Annotated in this window: 9 protein-coding genes; 6 read left to right on the forward strand and 3 right to left on the reverse strand. The window is 53.8% G+C overall.

The features are described 5' to 3' along the window. The first annotated feature begins 540 nt into the window (after window positions 1–540). From E4O97_RS15170 to E4O97_RS15195, 6 genes are all read left to right on the forward strand, one after another. Window positions 541–4,467 carry an N-6 DNA methylase gene (locus E4O97_RS15170; protein ID WP_248161613.1) on the forward strand — a complete coding sequence of 1,309 codons (3,927 nt, stop codon included), beginning with the start codon at window positions 541–543 and terminating at the stop codon, window positions 4,465–4,467. After that, window positions 4,460–6,028, forward strand: coding sequence for a hypothetical protein (locus E4O97_RS15175; RefSeq protein WP_248161615.1), 1,569 nt, complete (start codon window positions 4,460–4,462; stop codon window positions 6,026–6,028). The genes E4O97_RS15170 and E4O97_RS15175 overlap by 8 nt, the downstream gene beginning before the upstream one ends. A gap of 215 nt (window positions 6,029–6,243) precedes the next feature. Next, window positions 6,244–7,740: a class I SAM-dependent DNA methyltransferase gene (locus E4O97_RS15180; protein WP_248161616.1), complete on the forward strand. Its 1,497-nt coding sequence runs from the start codon at window positions 6,244–6,246 to the stop codon at window positions 7,738–7,740. Then, window positions 7,737–9,263 carry a class I SAM-dependent DNA methyltransferase gene (locus E4O97_RS15185; protein ID WP_248161617.1) on the forward strand — a complete coding sequence of 509 codons (1,527 nt, stop codon included), beginning with the start codon at window positions 7,737–7,739 and terminating at the stop codon, window positions 9,261–9,263. Before E4O97_RS15180 ends, E4O97_RS15185 begins: the two co-directional genes overlap by 4 nt. Next, on the forward strand, window positions 9,256–10,416 hold the full coding sequence (locus E4O97_RS15190) for a restriction endonuclease subunit S (protein WP_248161618.1): 1,161 nt from the start codon (window positions 9,256–9,258) through the stop codon (window positions 10,414–10,416). The genes E4O97_RS15185 and E4O97_RS15190 overlap by 8 nt, the downstream gene beginning before the upstream one ends. Then, window positions 10,382–13,402, forward strand: coding sequence for an HsdR family type I site-specific deoxyribonuclease (locus E4O97_RS15195; RefSeq protein WP_248161619.1), 3,021 nt, complete (start codon window positions 10,382–10,384; stop codon window positions 13,400–13,402). The genes E4O97_RS15190 and E4O97_RS15195 overlap by 35 nt, the downstream gene beginning before the upstream one ends. 116 nt (window positions 13,403–13,518) lie before the next feature. On the opposite strand, the gene E4O97_RS15200 is transcribed toward E4O97_RS15195, so the two are convergent. The 3 genes from E4O97_RS15200 to E4O97_RS15210 form a co-directional block, all read right to left on the reverse strand. Beyond that, on the reverse strand, window positions 13,519–14,214 hold the full coding sequence (locus tag E4O97_RS15200) for a hypothetical protein (protein ID WP_248161620.1): 696 nt from the start codon (window positions 14,212–14,214) through the stop codon (window positions 13,519–13,521). Window positions 14,215–14,410: 196 nt separating this feature from the next. Further along, window positions 14,411–15,040 (reverse strand): histidine phosphatase family protein, encoded by a 630-nt coding sequence (locus E4O97_RS15205; RefSeq protein WP_248161621.1) that lies wholly within the window; start codon window positions 15,038–15,040, stop codon window positions 14,411–14,413. A 94-nt stretch (window positions 15,041–15,134) separates the two neighbouring features. After that, entirely contained in the window at window positions 15,135–15,488 is a 354-nt protein-coding gene (locus E4O97_RS15210) for a hypothetical protein (RefSeq protein ID WP_248161622.1), read from the reverse strand. Window positions 15,489–15,502: the final 14 nt, after the last annotated feature.

The following is a 15,502-nucleotide window of genomic DNA, read 5'->3' on the forward strand; positions in this document are numbered from 1 at the left end:
GCGATTTGGTCATTGTTAGCAGAGACGCGCGACTTAGCGCGCCTGATCGAGTCATCTCGGGGAGTTGGGTGCAACAAGGCAAACATTCCTCTTGAGCACGTTACAGAGTTTTCACCCATCGCTAGCAGGGCAGCAGGAGAGGTGCTCATTCGGCTTTTGCATGGCTTGCTGCCGAAGTACGCTGCATTTACTGCGATTATTCATTACCGTGCAGCGCACCGTTGCCAAGGCGAATCGTTGGTACTGAGTTTGTGCAAGTGCTTATCCAGGGTGCGTTGGGTACTAACGGTACGCTGTTTGCCAGCGGGATTGATAAGTACCGCACCTGAAGCGTCCTTTACGTGTCAATGGTTGCCTGATGCCTTAGGCCAACAGAACAACAGGAACAGACATGATCCAGAACAACGTCAACCACCGCCGCGCAGAGGTGCAGAAGCACGTTAAGCGTGCTTACGATGAGCTCAACACCGAAGGCATGGAGCTGTGAGGTTCGTACAAGAGCAAGTACTGCGCGATGCTACGTCGCAATGGATTGCGGGAATGGATGCGTTGAGAAGCGAGATGCCTGTTAGCGAATCCAAGTCGTTCACTCGAGAGGTTTTCGCGACTCTACTGGTGCTTCGGTGGGTCGATATGCAAGAGGCTGAACTAGAGGCGATAGCGGTTTTCGAAAATCGTGTTTACCAGCCTCTTCTCCCGCAGTCGCTTCAGTGGCGCCACTGGTTTCGCCTGGACCATTCTGGAGTCATCGTTGACCGGCTGCAGGAGCTGGCCCACTACATAGAACACCTGCATGTCGACGCGGAGCATCCGGTTGTCAGCTACTTACATGCCTTGGTCGATCCATTACGTCGAGTGCTAAAGGTGAACTTTGTTTACCTGATTGACTTTGTGCGCTGGGTGGGGGAATTGCCCTTTGAGACGCCAAGTGAGCGTTCCTCTTTGCTCGATATGTTCGATCAAGTGTTGACCGAAACGAGCGATGTCTACCACGGCCAATTCTCCACGCCGGCCAATATCGCCTATCTCGTCGCCGCTTTGGCCAATCCGCAACCAGGTGAGAGCGTGTATGACCCGTGCTTTGGCTCCGGTAATTTTCTGGTGGCGGCTTGGCAGCAGGCCGATCGCAGCGTTGTCGAGCAGCGCCGTCCGGGTGCATTGCTCAAAGTTGCAGGTATCGAGATCAACCCGAGCACTTTCCTGATCGGGCTTACGCGTATGCTGCTAGCGGGCATTGATAGCCCGCGTCTGGAATGGAACAACAGCCTGGAACGCGAGTTGCTAAGCAGCTCCAATAGACAGGGATTCGATTTAGTTCTTGCTAATCCGCCCATCGGCGTCAGGACCAGTCGCGAGCTTTGGCGCTATCAGCATTTCGCCATTCCCACCAATGACAGCACGGGGTTGTTTGTGCAGCACGCGCTGTCGCAGCTGAAACCGCAGGGCCGCGCAGTGATTGCGGTACCCGAGGGTTTCTTATTTCGCGGTGGGGCTGAGCGTGAGTTGCGCCGCTACCTGCTGGAACAGGGTCAGGTGGAAGCTGTAATCGGCCTGCCACCGGGCGCGTTTGCTCCCTACACAAATGTTAAAGGCAGCTTGTTGGTGCTGACTAAGCAGGGAGGCGCTAACCGTGTACGGATGGTCGATGCCAGTGCCTTGTTTGAGCCGAGGTCAGGTCGCAAAGCTCCGTTGATACTCGCGGCACAGGCTGAGCAACTTGCTAGTGAGGTGCGAGGAGCAGAACTACGCAAACGCAGTGATTTACCCCCCGGTATTTCCGAAGGCGTGCCGGGCTCCGGTGTTCTAGCGCGTTCGGTATGGGAGGTGAGCATCGAGGAGCTTGCAGCCGCTGAGTGGGATTTGTCGCCCCGTCGTCGCGAAAAGGGGGGGTTAGATGAGTTGTTGGGCAGTATTCAGGAAGCCTTGGGGAAGTCGGATGCAGTGGTTACTCTGTCTGACGTGGCTAAGGTGTTTTCCGGGAGGTCCATCAAATCAGCCGATTTGATGGATAGCCCCCCCTTCGAACGAGCAGTGGGCTATTTGCGCATTAGGGATTTGAGCTCGGGCAAGGTGGGTCGCGCTTCCAGTTGGTTGCGGCCGGAGCTGGTCAGCGTCGAGCAGCGTTGGGCGTTATTGCCCGGTGATGTGCTGGTATCCAAGTCCGGTACCATCGGTAAGTCCGCCTTGGTGCGGAATGTTGCTGTCGGGTCAATTGCTGCGAACGGACTCTATGTGCTGCGCGTCAACCAAGAACGGCTGGACCCGAGCTTCCTGCTGGCCTATCTCTCAAGCTCTGCCTGTCAAAACTGGCTGGCCGCTCAATCACGCGGTGCGGTGATTCAGCACCTCAATCGGGCCGTGCTTGATGGGTTGCCGGTACCGCTGCCGCCGCTGCAGATGCAAGCCCGTGCCTCTGCGCAATTTCGCGAGTTCGGCACCGATGCACTTATGTTTCTGTCGCAAGCCACGGGAAGCCGGGAGTCTGGCCGCCTTACTGCCTGGCTCGCCGAGTTAGACGAAAAGGTGCCCAGGTTTGTAGGCGGCCTAGACGAGACTCCTGCACTTAGTCACTTTGAGCCCGTTGCAGCCTTGATTAATAAGGGCCGGAATTGGGTGGCGCATGGGCAGGTCGGCAGCCAGGCGAGTTGGTTAATGCCGCTCAATCAAGCACTACTACCTCTGGCAGGAGTAGCGCAGATTCCGAAAGGGCCTGGGCTTTTGAGTGTGTTGCAGGATGCAGAGCGTGGTGTGCAGGCTGTACTAGTACAGACGACCGGTCATCTGCCCGCCGAATCGCAAGCCCGAGCCATCGCCGAGCGTCTGCGCGATTGGCTGCGTGCTGCAATTACGGACCTAATCGATGCCGTTGGTCTGCAGGTACACGCCTCGCCCGCATCACTGGTCGCAGGTTGCTTCGCCGAGTTTTCTGTTGAGCTGGAGAACCATGGTGCCTTGCCTCTGCGCAATATGCGTATAGAGACGCAGCCTAACTGGGGCATCGCTGAAATACCTTATCTCGCGGAGCGAAGTACTTTCGTGATTAATCTGCGTGGGGATGTGCCAAAGCAAGGTAGTGATCTTACGTTTTGCCTGCAATGGCATGCGCGTGCCTTGTCTGGTCGGGTGGTCGAAGGCGCGATCGAGCTGGCTATCCGCGTGGCCGAGCCTGAGCAAATGGCGAACACATTATCTGCCGAACTCGGCGGGAGCCCTTATGTGACTGGAAGCCCGTTGGAACCACGGTATGGTCACGGCGTTTTTTATGGGCGCGAAGAACTTATCGGTAAGATCAGTCGCCAGATCGCGACTCACGGCAATGTGGTACTGCTCGAAGGCAACCGTCGGGCTGGCAAGACCTCCATCCTCAAACACTTGGAGGGGGGCGCCGCCATCCCGCGTTGGTTGGCGATCTACTCCAGCCTGCAAGGAGCCGAGGGTGCCTCGCAAGTTGTGGGTGTTCCTACTGCTGAGGTATTCCGTGAGATTGCACGCTGTATCGCTACCGCGGTAACAAAGCTGGGTATAGGTGTGCCGCTGCCTAATGGCCTGGTGATCGCCGTTGGTAAGCCGGCATTAGGGGTCGCCCGCGCCTGCCGTGAAGGCATCAGCGCCGAGTCGCCTTTTGCGGACTTCCGTGAGTATCTAGAATTGGTACTGACTGCTCTCGAACCCCTGGAGCTTGGCTTGGTGTTAATGCTCGACGAGTTTGACAAACTACAAGAGGGCATCGACAACGGTGTGACCTCACCTCAGGTGCCAGAGAACATCCGCTCTCTGATCCAAGCTTATCCGAAATTCTCGGCCATCCTGACCGGATCACGTCGTCTGAAGCGACTGCGTGAGGAATATTGGTCTGCACTGTATGGTCTCGGAATGAGCATTCCAGTGACGGTGCTGGATACGGAAAGCGCGCGCAAGGTGGTCATTGAGCCCGTACGTGATCAATTGGCTTTTTCGAAGGAGGCCGTTGAGCGTGTAATTGAGGTCACGGCACGGCATCCCTACTTGATGCAGTGCTTGTGTAATCGAGTGTTCGATTACGCCGTGCGGACCAAGAATCGGTCAATTACCGTCAGCGTGGTGAATGATGCAGCAACTGGGTTAGTCAGGGACAACGAGCATTTTGCCAGCTTGTGGGACTACGCAGGCCATGGCCCCGACAGTGGGCGTCACCGGCGGCATTTGATCCTTATGCTTTGCGCGATGAGCTTCAAGCATGGAACGCACATTGGCTTCGGCACCTTGAACGAGCAATTAGCGCAGGTCGGCGTGGATGTCGACGGCGAAGCACTAGACGCCGATCTGGCTTATTTGCGTGAGCTGGAATTAATCGAGTTCTCTGGTGCGATAGGTGATGGTCAATACCATCTGGCCATTCCATTAATGGCGGATTGGATCGAACAACAACAGGATTCCGATGTAGTGACCAGTCGCGCACGCACGGAGGCAGAGGAAGACAATGCCTGATATACGATTTCCCATTTTAGGTACCTCGGTGCCACCCATGATCGGGCGGGCGGACACTCTGCGGAAGATGATGGGGGCGCTGACAAAGACTGTTCCGGATCATTTGCAAGTGGTAGGTCCGAGATTTGCGGGTAAGACAGTAATTTTGCATGAGCTTAAGGCACGATTGCAGAAGGCCGGGTCACCCTATTCGGCAGTGGTGCTTTGGGATCTCGGCCATCAGACGCCTAGGACGGATGAGCTATTCATGCAAGGCCTGGCGCGGGAGCTTTCTTGTGCGCTGAAAAATAGCCATCACGACTACGCTGAGCATCTCAGAATTCCGCAGGGAGATCCGTATAAGGACATTGCTGAAGTTCTCGACCTTCTGACGGATGAGGGTGCAAAAGTACTGGCGATTATGGATGGCTTTGACAAACCGCTGGCCAACGGTCAGTTGACGCGCAATTTGTGGGACCAATTGTTGGACTTAGCCCGTAAGCCGAGCTTTCGACTTGTAACCGCAAGTCGCCGAAGTCTGTACCAGTTGCTAAGAAATCCTGAGTCTCAAACCAGTGATTTTTGGGGGGTTTTCGACACGAAGGTACACGTCGGATGTTTCGATGAATGCGATATGTCTTCCTTGTTGGCGTCTTTCCCTGCTCTGGATTTCGCTGCGGGAGCTCACACAGAACTCTGGAACGCGAGTAACGGATTTCCAATATTGACGCTAAGCGTACTCAATGCCGTTTGCGAAGTGAGCACTGCGGGAACAGTCAGCCCCGAAGCGATACGGGCTGCATGTGACAGTGCATTCCCCTCTCTACGCGATAAGCTAGACGCACTTTGGATTGATTGTCCGCCTTCTTGCCAAGACCTGCTGCGGCGTGTTCTGAATGAGGGGGCTGTCTCTCGCGCTGGCATTGCAACTGCAGATGCGGATGCGCTTGTTGATCGTGGGTTCGTTCAGTCAGCAGCAAACAGGATGCAGAGACCGAGCAGGCTGCTCGCGAGATATTTGGAGGAGCACTCAAGCGAGGGTAATTCCATTGTGCATTTATTCCGTGACCAAGGAGACTATCTACTCAATATGAGGTACGTCCTGGAGCGAAGAATTGCACAAATTGATGGCATAGATAAGGAGCTTCAGCGCTATTTGACTCTGGGTGTGAGGGAGTTACCTGACTTTCCAAAGGTGTTTTTTTCAAACATTCGTGGAATTGTTGACCGAGCTCTAGAAATGATCTGGAGCGCCGAACTCGATAAAAAGCGAATCCCATCAGAATGGACTTCAGTATGGCGATTTAATGGAGAGAATAAGGCCGAAGAGTGGCTGACACGTTTTCCTCAAGGCGGCCAGCGTCTACGACTGCTTGATCTCATGACAGGCACACAACGGTGCGATCCGTGTGCGCAGTATGTTACTAAGAGCACATATGTGCTCGCGAATGCAGTCCAAGGGTTTGGTGATTTCGGGCAGCACCAAGAGGGAGCACTAATTGATCCGTGTACTGCGTATTCTGCGCTGCATCTCTGCATTGAGCTGGCCTCTGCGCTTGCTCGCGATTTGCCAAATCAGTAACCAAACCCTCTGGTGCTTTGGTTCTTGCCCCTACTTGGTGTCAAAAAAGTGAAAGCTGGCAACGAGAGGCTAAGACCTTCCTTACCGATTGATCGAGAAGCAGAGGTGCGGGTGGGTTACATTGGCTAAACAGCCCTGTTTTTCAGCTTATCAACGAAAAATTACCACGCATACGGGCCGCTTTGCGGCGATTTTATGAAAAAAGGGTTACGCGTTTGAGCGACCAACAAATCACACTTAGTCAGCTCGAAAGCCATCTCTGGGAGTCCGCCAACATTTTGCGCGGCCCGGTAGATGCGGCTGATTTCAAGACTTACATTTTCCCGCTGCTGTTCTTCAAGCGCATTTGCGACGTATGGGATGATGAGAGTCGCGAAGTCGTTGAAGATGGCGGCAACTCCGAGCTGGCACTTTTCCCCGAATCGCATCGATTCCAAATTCCTGATTACTGTCACTGGGCGGACGTTCGCGAGAAGTCGATCAACGTAGGCGCAGCGCTTCAATGGGCGATGCGCCAGATCGAAAAAGCAAACCCAGAAAGTCTCTATGGGGTGTTCGGCGATGCGCAGTGGTCAAACAAGGATCGTCTGTCAGACCCATTACTCAAAGATTTGATCGAGCACTTCTCGAAGCTTCCACTAGGCAATAAAAATGTAAGCTCAGATCTTCTGGGCGATGCCTACGAATACCTGATCAAGAAATTTGCCGACGCCACCAACAAGAAAGCCGGTGAGTTCTATACCCCGCGTAGCGTAGTGCGGTTGATGATCGACATGCTTGATCCGAAAGAGGCCGACACCATCTATGACCCAGCCTGTGGGACGGGAGGTATGTTGCTCGCAGCCGTCCAGCACGTTAAGGAAAAGCATGGCGACGTAAAACGTCTTTGGGGCAAGCTCTTTGGCCAGGAAAAAAACCTTACGACCTCTGCCATCGCTCGCATGAACTTGTTCCTGCACGGTATTGAAGACTTTCAGGTAGTGCGTGGCGACACGCTGCGTAACCCTGCGTTCTTTGAAGGCGATCGTCTGGCGAATTTCGACTGCGTGATCGCGAACCCCCCTTTCTCGCTTGAAAAATGGGGGGAGGAACAGTGGATCAATGATCCTTTCGGCCGCAATTTCGCTGGTCTACCACCATCCAGTTCTGGCGACTTCGCCTGGGTGCAACACATGGTCAAATCCATGGCTGATGCAACGGGGCGAATGGCTGTGGTGCTACCCCAGGGGACCCTATTTCGCAAAGGCGCAGAAGGTAGCATCCGCCAGAAGCTGTTAGAGATGGACTTGGTTGAAGCTGTTATCGGTCTTGCCCCCAATCTGTTCTACGGCACAGGTCTTGCCGCGAGCATCCTAGTCCTACGCAAACGCAAGCCAGTTGAACACCAAAATAAAGTGTTAATCGTCGACGCATCGCGCCTATTCAAGCGGGGACGTGCGCAAAACTTCCTTGAGCCGGAACATGCTAGCGAAATCTTGGCTTGGTACCAAAACTTTACCAATGTGCAGAATGCAGCAAGGGTCGTCACCGTTGATGAAATAAAAGCGGAAGACTGGACGCTGAACATTTCGCGCTATGTCCTGCCGCCCCTGCAAGATGACATCCCGCCATTGCCTGACGCCATCGCGGCATTCAAGGACACGCTCACCCGCTGTCGCGAGGCCGAAGAGCGGCTCACGAAGCTTATGACAGAAGGGGACTGGCTGAAATGAGTCACACAAGCAAACGCATCACCCAACAAGAACTTGAAAGCTATCTGTGGGGCGCAGCTGTGCTACTGCGTGGCCTTATCGACGCGGGCGATTACAAGCAGTTCATCTTCCCACTGCTTTTTTACAAACGTGTAGCCGATGTATGGGAGGAGGAGTACCAGGCGGCGCTAGCCAACTCCGCCGGCGACCTCTCTTACGCCCAGTTTGCTGAAAACCACAGGTTTCAGATTCCTGATGGAGCCCATTGGAAGGATGTAAGACAGACTGCGACGAATGTGGGGGCTGCGATTCAAAGGGCCATGCGCACTATTGAATCAGCCAACCCGAATCTGCTCGATGCCATCTTCGGCGATGCGTCGTGGACTAACCGCGAGCGGTTACCCGACGAAACGCTTAAAAACCTCATCGAGCACTTTTCGAGCCAGACGCTTTCGGTCGCCAACGTGCCCGAGGACGAGCTCGGTAATGCCTACGAGTATCTGATCAAGAAGTTCGCCGATGACTCGGGCCATACGGCCGCCGAGTTCTATACCAACCGCACTGTCGTCCACCTGATGACGCAACTCATGGAACCGCTGGCGGGCGAGTCGATCTATGACCCCACCTGCGGCACTGGCGGCATGTTGATTTCGGCGCTGGACGAGGTGAAACGCTCAGGCGGCGAATACCGCACGCTCAAGCTCTATGGGCAGGAGCGTAACCTCATTACGTCAAGCATCGCCCGCATGAATTTGTTCCTGCATGGCGTGGAAGACTTCGAAATCATCCGGGGTGACACCCTGTCCGATCCTAAGCACATCGAGGGTGACCGCCTTCGCCAGTTCGACGTGATCCTGGCCAACCCACCGTACTCCATCAAACAGTGGAGCCGCGAGGCGTGGAGCAGTGACAAGTGGGGTCGCAATTCCCTCGGCACTCCGCCGCAGGGTCGCGCCGACTATGCCTTCCAGCAGCATATCCTGACCAGCCTCTCGGCCAGGGGGCGTAGTGCGGTGCTCTGGCCGCATGGAGTTTTGTTCCGCAACGAAGAACAGGCTATGCGCGCCAAGATGATCGAGCAGGACTGGGTTGAGGCCATAATTGGCTTGGGCCCCAACCTGTTCTACAACTCCCCGATGGAGTCATGCATCGTTATCTGCAACCGCAAGAAAGCTGCACCGCGAAAAGGCAAGGTGATCTTCATCGATGCGGTGAGCGAGGTCACCCGGGAACGCGCGCAGAGCTTCCTGAAACCCGAACACCAGCTGCGTATCTTGACGGCTTACAAGACCTTTGCAGATGTGCCAGGTTTCGCCAAGGTCGCCACCTTGGCGGAGATCGGGGCCAATGCGGGCAACCTATCGATCCCGCTTTACGTGAAGCGTATTGCCGCAACAGTCGCAACAGACAGCAATGGCGATGCGGTAACGCTGCGCTCTGCTTGGGATCAATGGCAAAACGACGGCCGCGCCTTCCTTCAACAGATGGACGCACTGGTGGAAACGCTGGACGAACTAATCGCGGAGGATATCGAGCATGTCTAACAATAAAAATCTCAAGCGCGGTTGGGCAGTCTGGCGCTTCGATCAGATGGTGACGAACGTTAATGTCCGCATCGACAACCCGTCCGAATCCGGTATGGAGCACTACGTAGGCCTTGAGCACCTCGATACCGACTCGCTGAAGATCCGCCGCTGGGGCAAGCCAGCTGACGTGGAAGCCACAAAACTAATGTTCAAAAAGGGCGACATCATTTTCGGTCGCCGCCGGGCTTACCAGCGCAAGCTTGGTGTTGCTGAGTTCGATGGGATTTGCTCGGCACATGCGATGGTGCTACGGGCCAAGCCGGACGTGGTGTTGCCCGAGTTCCTGCCGTTTTTCATGCAAAGTGATCTGTTTATGAACCGAGCCGTGGAAATTTCCGTTGGCTCTCTGTCTCCAACGATTAATTGGAAGACAATGGCTGTTCAGGAGTTTGCGTTGCCGCCTCCGGAAGAGCAGATTTCTGCGATAAAGGTTCTGTCCGCGGCAACCGATTCGTGCAACGCCTTTGAAGATGCAGAATTGGCAGCCAGCGTATTGCTACAAGCAATAGTTGATGAGGCGGTCAATGATGACGCTGCAATAGAAACTAGCCTGCTCGATCTATGTGATCTTCCAATTACATATGGGATTGTCCAGGCAGGACCGAATATAACTGGCGGTGTCCCGTATATCCGAGTGAGTGATATGACCGCTGGCGAGCAGCTCTGTTCTGATGGAATGCTTCGCACTTCTACAGAAATAGCAGAGAAATACAAGAGATCAGCAGTGTCCACAGGAGATATCGTTTTTGCTCTACGGGGCGATGTCGGGCTTTGTCGGATCGTCCCAGCAGAACTTCATGGCGCCAATCTCACGCAAGGCACTGCACGTATTTCAATCGCCGACGAAACCACCCGTACGTTCGTTTATTGGGCCCTTCGATCTACCCTTGTTCGTAGGCAGATTGAACGTGCGTCTAAGGGGTCAACCTTCAAGGAAGTCACCCTGGCTTCACTGAGAAACATTAGGTTGCGAATACCATCGGCTGAAGTGCAGTTGGCCTATAATCAGCGCGCAACCGAGGTGGCGAACGCAGTAGTTTTGCTTAGAGAGCGAACAAAGAACTCAAGGCGTTTGTTTGCTGATATTCGAGCTTCGAGTTTTGGGGGCTGAGATGGCGTTTACTGAGTCCAACACTGTTGAAGCCTACGTCCGCGACCTGCTCGCTGGACCGAGCAAGTCCAGCCAGACCAATATCGTCCAGGAGGCAATCGCCAGCTATGGGCCCAGCGTCAACGGTCTCGGCTGGTGTTACGCTGCACCTGCTGAAGTACCACGCCAGATCCAGGAAGTGCTGGTCGAGCCCTGGCTGCGGTATGCGCTGATCCGCCTGAACCCTGAGATTGCTGCGCAGCCCGACCGCGCCGACGAAGTGCTCTACAAGCTGCGCGCTATCGTGCTATCGGTGCGATCAGATGGTCTAATTCGCGCCAACGAGGAAATGACTGCCTGGATGCGCGGAGAGCGCTCCATGCCTTTCGGCCAGAACAACGAGCATGTGCCGGTGCGGTTGATCGACCTGGATGACTTTGCGCAGAACCGGTACGTCGTCACGCAGCAGTACACCTATCGTGCCGGCCCCACTGAGCGGCGTGCCGATCTGGTGCTGCTGGTCAATGGTTTGCCGCTGGTGCTGATCGAGGCCAAGACGCCGGTCAAGAAATGCATAAGCTGGGTCGATGGCGCAGTGCAGGTGCATGATGACTACGAGAAGTTCGTGCCTGAGCTATTCGTCTGCAACGTGTTTTCGGTAGCCACCGAGGGCAAGGCCTACCACTTCGGATCGATTGGCCTGCCGGTAAAGGATTGGGGACCGTGGCATCTCGACGGGGGCGATGCGCAGCACCACCCGCTGAAGTCCCTCAAGCTGTCGGCAGAGAGCATGCTGCAGCCCCATGTAGTGTTGGATATCCTCGGAAGTTTCACCCTGTTCGCCACAGACAGGAAGAAGCGACGCATGAAGGTCATCTGCCGCTATCAGCAGTACGAGGCAGCTAACAAGATTGTCGAGCGCGTGCTGGCAGGCTACCCCAAGAAAGGTTTGATCTGGCATTTCCAGGGGTCGGGCAAGTCGCTACTGATGGTGTTTGCCGCGCAAAAGCTGCGGATGCACGCCGGGTTGAAGAACCCCACAGTGTTGATCGTGGTGGACCGAATCGACCTCGACAGCCAGATCACCGGCACCTTCACCGGGGCGGACATTCCCAATCTGGAAAAGGCCGACACGCGCGAGAAGCTGCAGCAACTGCTGGCGCAGGATGTGCGCAAGATCATTATCACCACGATCTTCAAGTTCGGCGAGGCCACAGGCAGCCTGAACAATCGCAGCAACATCATTGCGCTGGTTGACGAAGCCCACCGTACGCAAGAAGGCGAGCTGGGTCGCAAGATGCGGGAGGCCCTACCCAATGCGTTTTTGTTCGGCCTGACCGGCACACCGATCAACCGCGCTGACCGCAACACCTTCTATGCCTTTGGTGCCGACGAAGACGAGAAGGGATACATGAGCCGCTACGGTTTCGAAGAATCGATCCGCGACGGCGCTACACTGAAACTGCACTTCGAGCCGCGCCTGATCGACCTGCATATCGACAAGGCCGCTCTAGACGTCGCCTACAAAGATTTGACCGGCGGTTTGTCGGACTTGGACAAGGATAACCTCGCCAAGACCGCCGCTAAGATGGCGGTGCTGGTGAAGACCCCCGAGCGTATCCGTAAGGTATGTGAGGACATTGTTCAGCACTATCAGGGCAAGGTAGAGCCCAATGGCTTCAAGGGCCAGATCGTCACCTTCGATCGGGAGTCGTGCCTGCTGTTCAAGGCGGAGTTGGATAAGCTGCTGCCACCGGAGGCCACCGACATCGTTATGTCGGTGCAGGCCGCCGACAAGAAGGCGCACCCGGAGTACGCTGCTTACGACCGCTCGCGCGATGAAGAGGAACGGCTGCTTGACCGTTTCCGCGACCCGGCCGACCCGCTGAAGCTGATCATCGTCACCGCCAAGCTACTGACCGGTTTCGATGCGCCGATCTTGCAGGTGATGTATCTGGACAAGCCGTTGCGTGACCACACATTGTTGCAAGCGATCTGCAGGGTGAACCGGACTTACTCCGAGCAGAAGACTCATGGCCTGATTGTTGATTACCTGGGTATCTTCGACGATGTGGCCTCTGCGCTGGAGTTCGATGATCAGAGCGTCAAACAGGTTGTTAGCAACATCCAAGAGCTGAAGGACAAACTGCCCGAAGCCTTTCAGAAATGCCTGGCCTTCTTCCCCGGTATCGATCGTGACCAGCAAGGCTATGAAGGCCTGATGGCTGCGCAGGAGTGTTTGCCGAACAACGAGGTGAGGGACAACTTTGCCGCCGAATACAGCGTACTCAACAAGATTTGGGAGGCGCTGTCGCCCGATACGGTTCTGGGCTCTTTCGAAAAAGACTACAAGTGGCTTTCACAGGTGTATCAGTCCGTGCAGCCTTCCAGCGGTCACGGCAAGCTGATCTGGCACTCACTAGGAGCCAAGACTATCGAGCTGATTCACCAGAACGTACATGTGGATGCGGTGCGCGATGACCTCGACACCCTAGTGCTGGACGCCGATTTGCTAGAGGCAGTTCTCTCAAACCCTGACCCGAAGAAGGCGAAGGAAATTGAGATAAAACTTAAGCGCCGTCTTCGTGGGCACAGTGGGAGCCCCAAATTCAAGCAATTATCTGAGCGACTTGATGCCTTGAAAGATCGCTTCGAGACCGGGCAGATCAACAGCGTGGAGTTTTTGAAAGCCTTGCTAGAGATCGCTAAAGAAACGTGCCAAGCCGAGAAGGATATACCGCCCGAGGAAGATGAGGATCGTGGCAAGGCAGCGCTGACCGAACTGTTCAATGAGATTAAGACAGCCCAGACGCCAATTATGGTTGAACGAATAGTGGCTGACATTGACGAGATCGTGCGTCTAGTGCGCTTCCCCGGATGGCAAGGAACACAATCCGGTGAGCGCGAGGTGAAGAAGGCACTGCGAAAAGCCCTCTTCAAATACAAGCTGCACGCAGATGAGGATTTATTCGAAAAAGCCTATAGCTACATTAGGCAGTATTACTAAAAGGAGTATGGGGTGTTACTGATAAAAGCATTGCATGCAGGTGAATTTATAACGCGGTTTCTAAGTGTGTAATACTTGCAAAAAAATAAAGGCACGGGAAAATCCGTGCCTTTATTTTAGTTTATTCCGACAGGCTTATCATTTTTATCATAGCAAATTGGATACTCGCAGTATCCTCCTGCATTGAGCACTTCTAGTTCGTAGACAGCTGGCAGGTATTGCTTTAGCTCCGCCTTGGGCACTTTTTTGCCATTGATGGTGCATTCATCGTCTGCGCGCGGGTTGCACCAGGCTTCCTTTACGTCGATGGTTTTTGTTGGTTTTGTCATGAGTGTCTTTTCGGTCTGTGGTTCGTCATTCACTGACGAATCATTCGTTGCGTGCGCATCCAGTGAGTAGGCGGCAATAGCGTCTTTTGCGCTCGTTTTGCTGATGCCGTGATCAAGCAAGAAGTCCTGAAGCGTCGTACGGGCTTGAGAGTAAGTAACCCCTTTCCCCTTCTTGTTTGGCCCACCATCCATGCGATAGGCAATCGGATAACCATCCTCACTTTCATAGATGTAGTAGTAAATGGACAGACTAAAGCTGAGGTCCTGGCCGTACATTCCATAGATACCTGACCCATTGGATGCACGGCAAGTGCCTCGCACGCATTTTCCGCTGACGTGGTTGCTGAAGGTCACGTTGCGCTGCTGTTGTGCATTCCACTGCGTAATGTTCCTAGGCAGCGTGTACCAAGTGCAACGGTAGAATTTTGCCCCGTACTGGTTTTTGGCCTCCGCGCACGGAATGGCGTAAGGTAAATCGTTCATATTTTGTTCATTTGGTAGCATGGGTGGATACATGTACCCGTAGTCAACTTCGGCTTGTGCATTCAATGAAAGTGCAAGCGCCAAGCAGCCTGCTGCTTTGAGTGCAACTGATTTTATATTCACTGTCTTAAACTCAGGGTGGGAGGAAGGAAACGGTTGGATTCTTTTGTAAGTTCTTTGTGAATGGCTTTTGGTGTTAAATCGGCGATGGGTGTTTAGGGATGTCGTCAGCATTTAACGTGCCGACAATCTGTATTTCATTTTTGCTTGTTGTTTTTGCAAATAGGAGGCTTCCGTATTCGGGGCTCCATGAATGCCTGTGTCCGCTGGATCTTATTAAATCTTTCATGCAGGTGTTGTGGGTCATCACTATAAGATTTCTGCCGGAATTCTTGTGTTCGAGTAGCTTATCCACGATGTCGTTTCCGCAAATGGCCTCTCTATCGGATAGCAGGCTCGCTTTGCCTAGCATGAAGTCGGATGTTTGAACTGTTCTAGTCATTGGGCTGGTGAAAATATCAGCATCGTCAAAATCAAAGTGTGCTTTTAAATGAATGCCTGTTTCTTTTGCTCTCTGGCCTCCTAGAACTGTGATTCCTTCCTCTGGGCCTAAGCAGGGGTTGTTTGAGCGATCACAGCGCTCCTCGTGCCTTATTAATAAAATAATGTTCCCACTTTTCGAGTGTTCAGAAAGTCCAGAGTCGATTAGTTTTTTATATGAGTCTAAATTTTCTACGGTGTTTCTTGTGAAAGCCTCATAAGCAAAAAATATTACGCTTATAAAGCCAGCGCTTAGTATTGTTCTTGATAGGCTAATATTTGCCATTTGGAACGTCCAGTATTTTAATACTTATTGGTTGCAGTCTGTGTTCATAGGCTTTTTAAGCGTGAGCGCGAGCGCAGACTGACTGTGTTGGTTGTTATTTTTTGTAGATGACTTTCAGTTTTTTATTGACGTAGTCTTTTATAATTTCGTAGTCGGGGTTGTAGGTGGCTAGAGTATGGCCAGTACTGGCGACGGTAGCCGCAGCGGCTAAGACGACCCCAACAGGCAGAGATGCAGCTCCGATTACAGCGCCCAATATACCGCCTTGAGCGATAGCGCCTTTCACGTCGCTTTTGATTCGACACTTCAGTCCCTGGCTTTCAATCTTGGTTTCGACAAGTTTGATACCTGGCATGAATTTACCTCTGAGGCCATGGATCTCGAAGGACGTTTTGCTTCTCACGAGGTCTTCAATCTGCGATTCGTTCAGGCCTGTTATGACATTCATGGTTTTTCTGGGCT

The sequence above is a fragment of the Pseudomonas sp. W15Feb34 genome (assembly GCF_023127765.1).
GTDB classification, from domain to species: Bacteria; Pseudomonadota; Gammaproteobacteria; order Pseudomonadales; family Pseudomonadaceae; genus Aquipseudomonas; species Aquipseudomonas synxantha_A.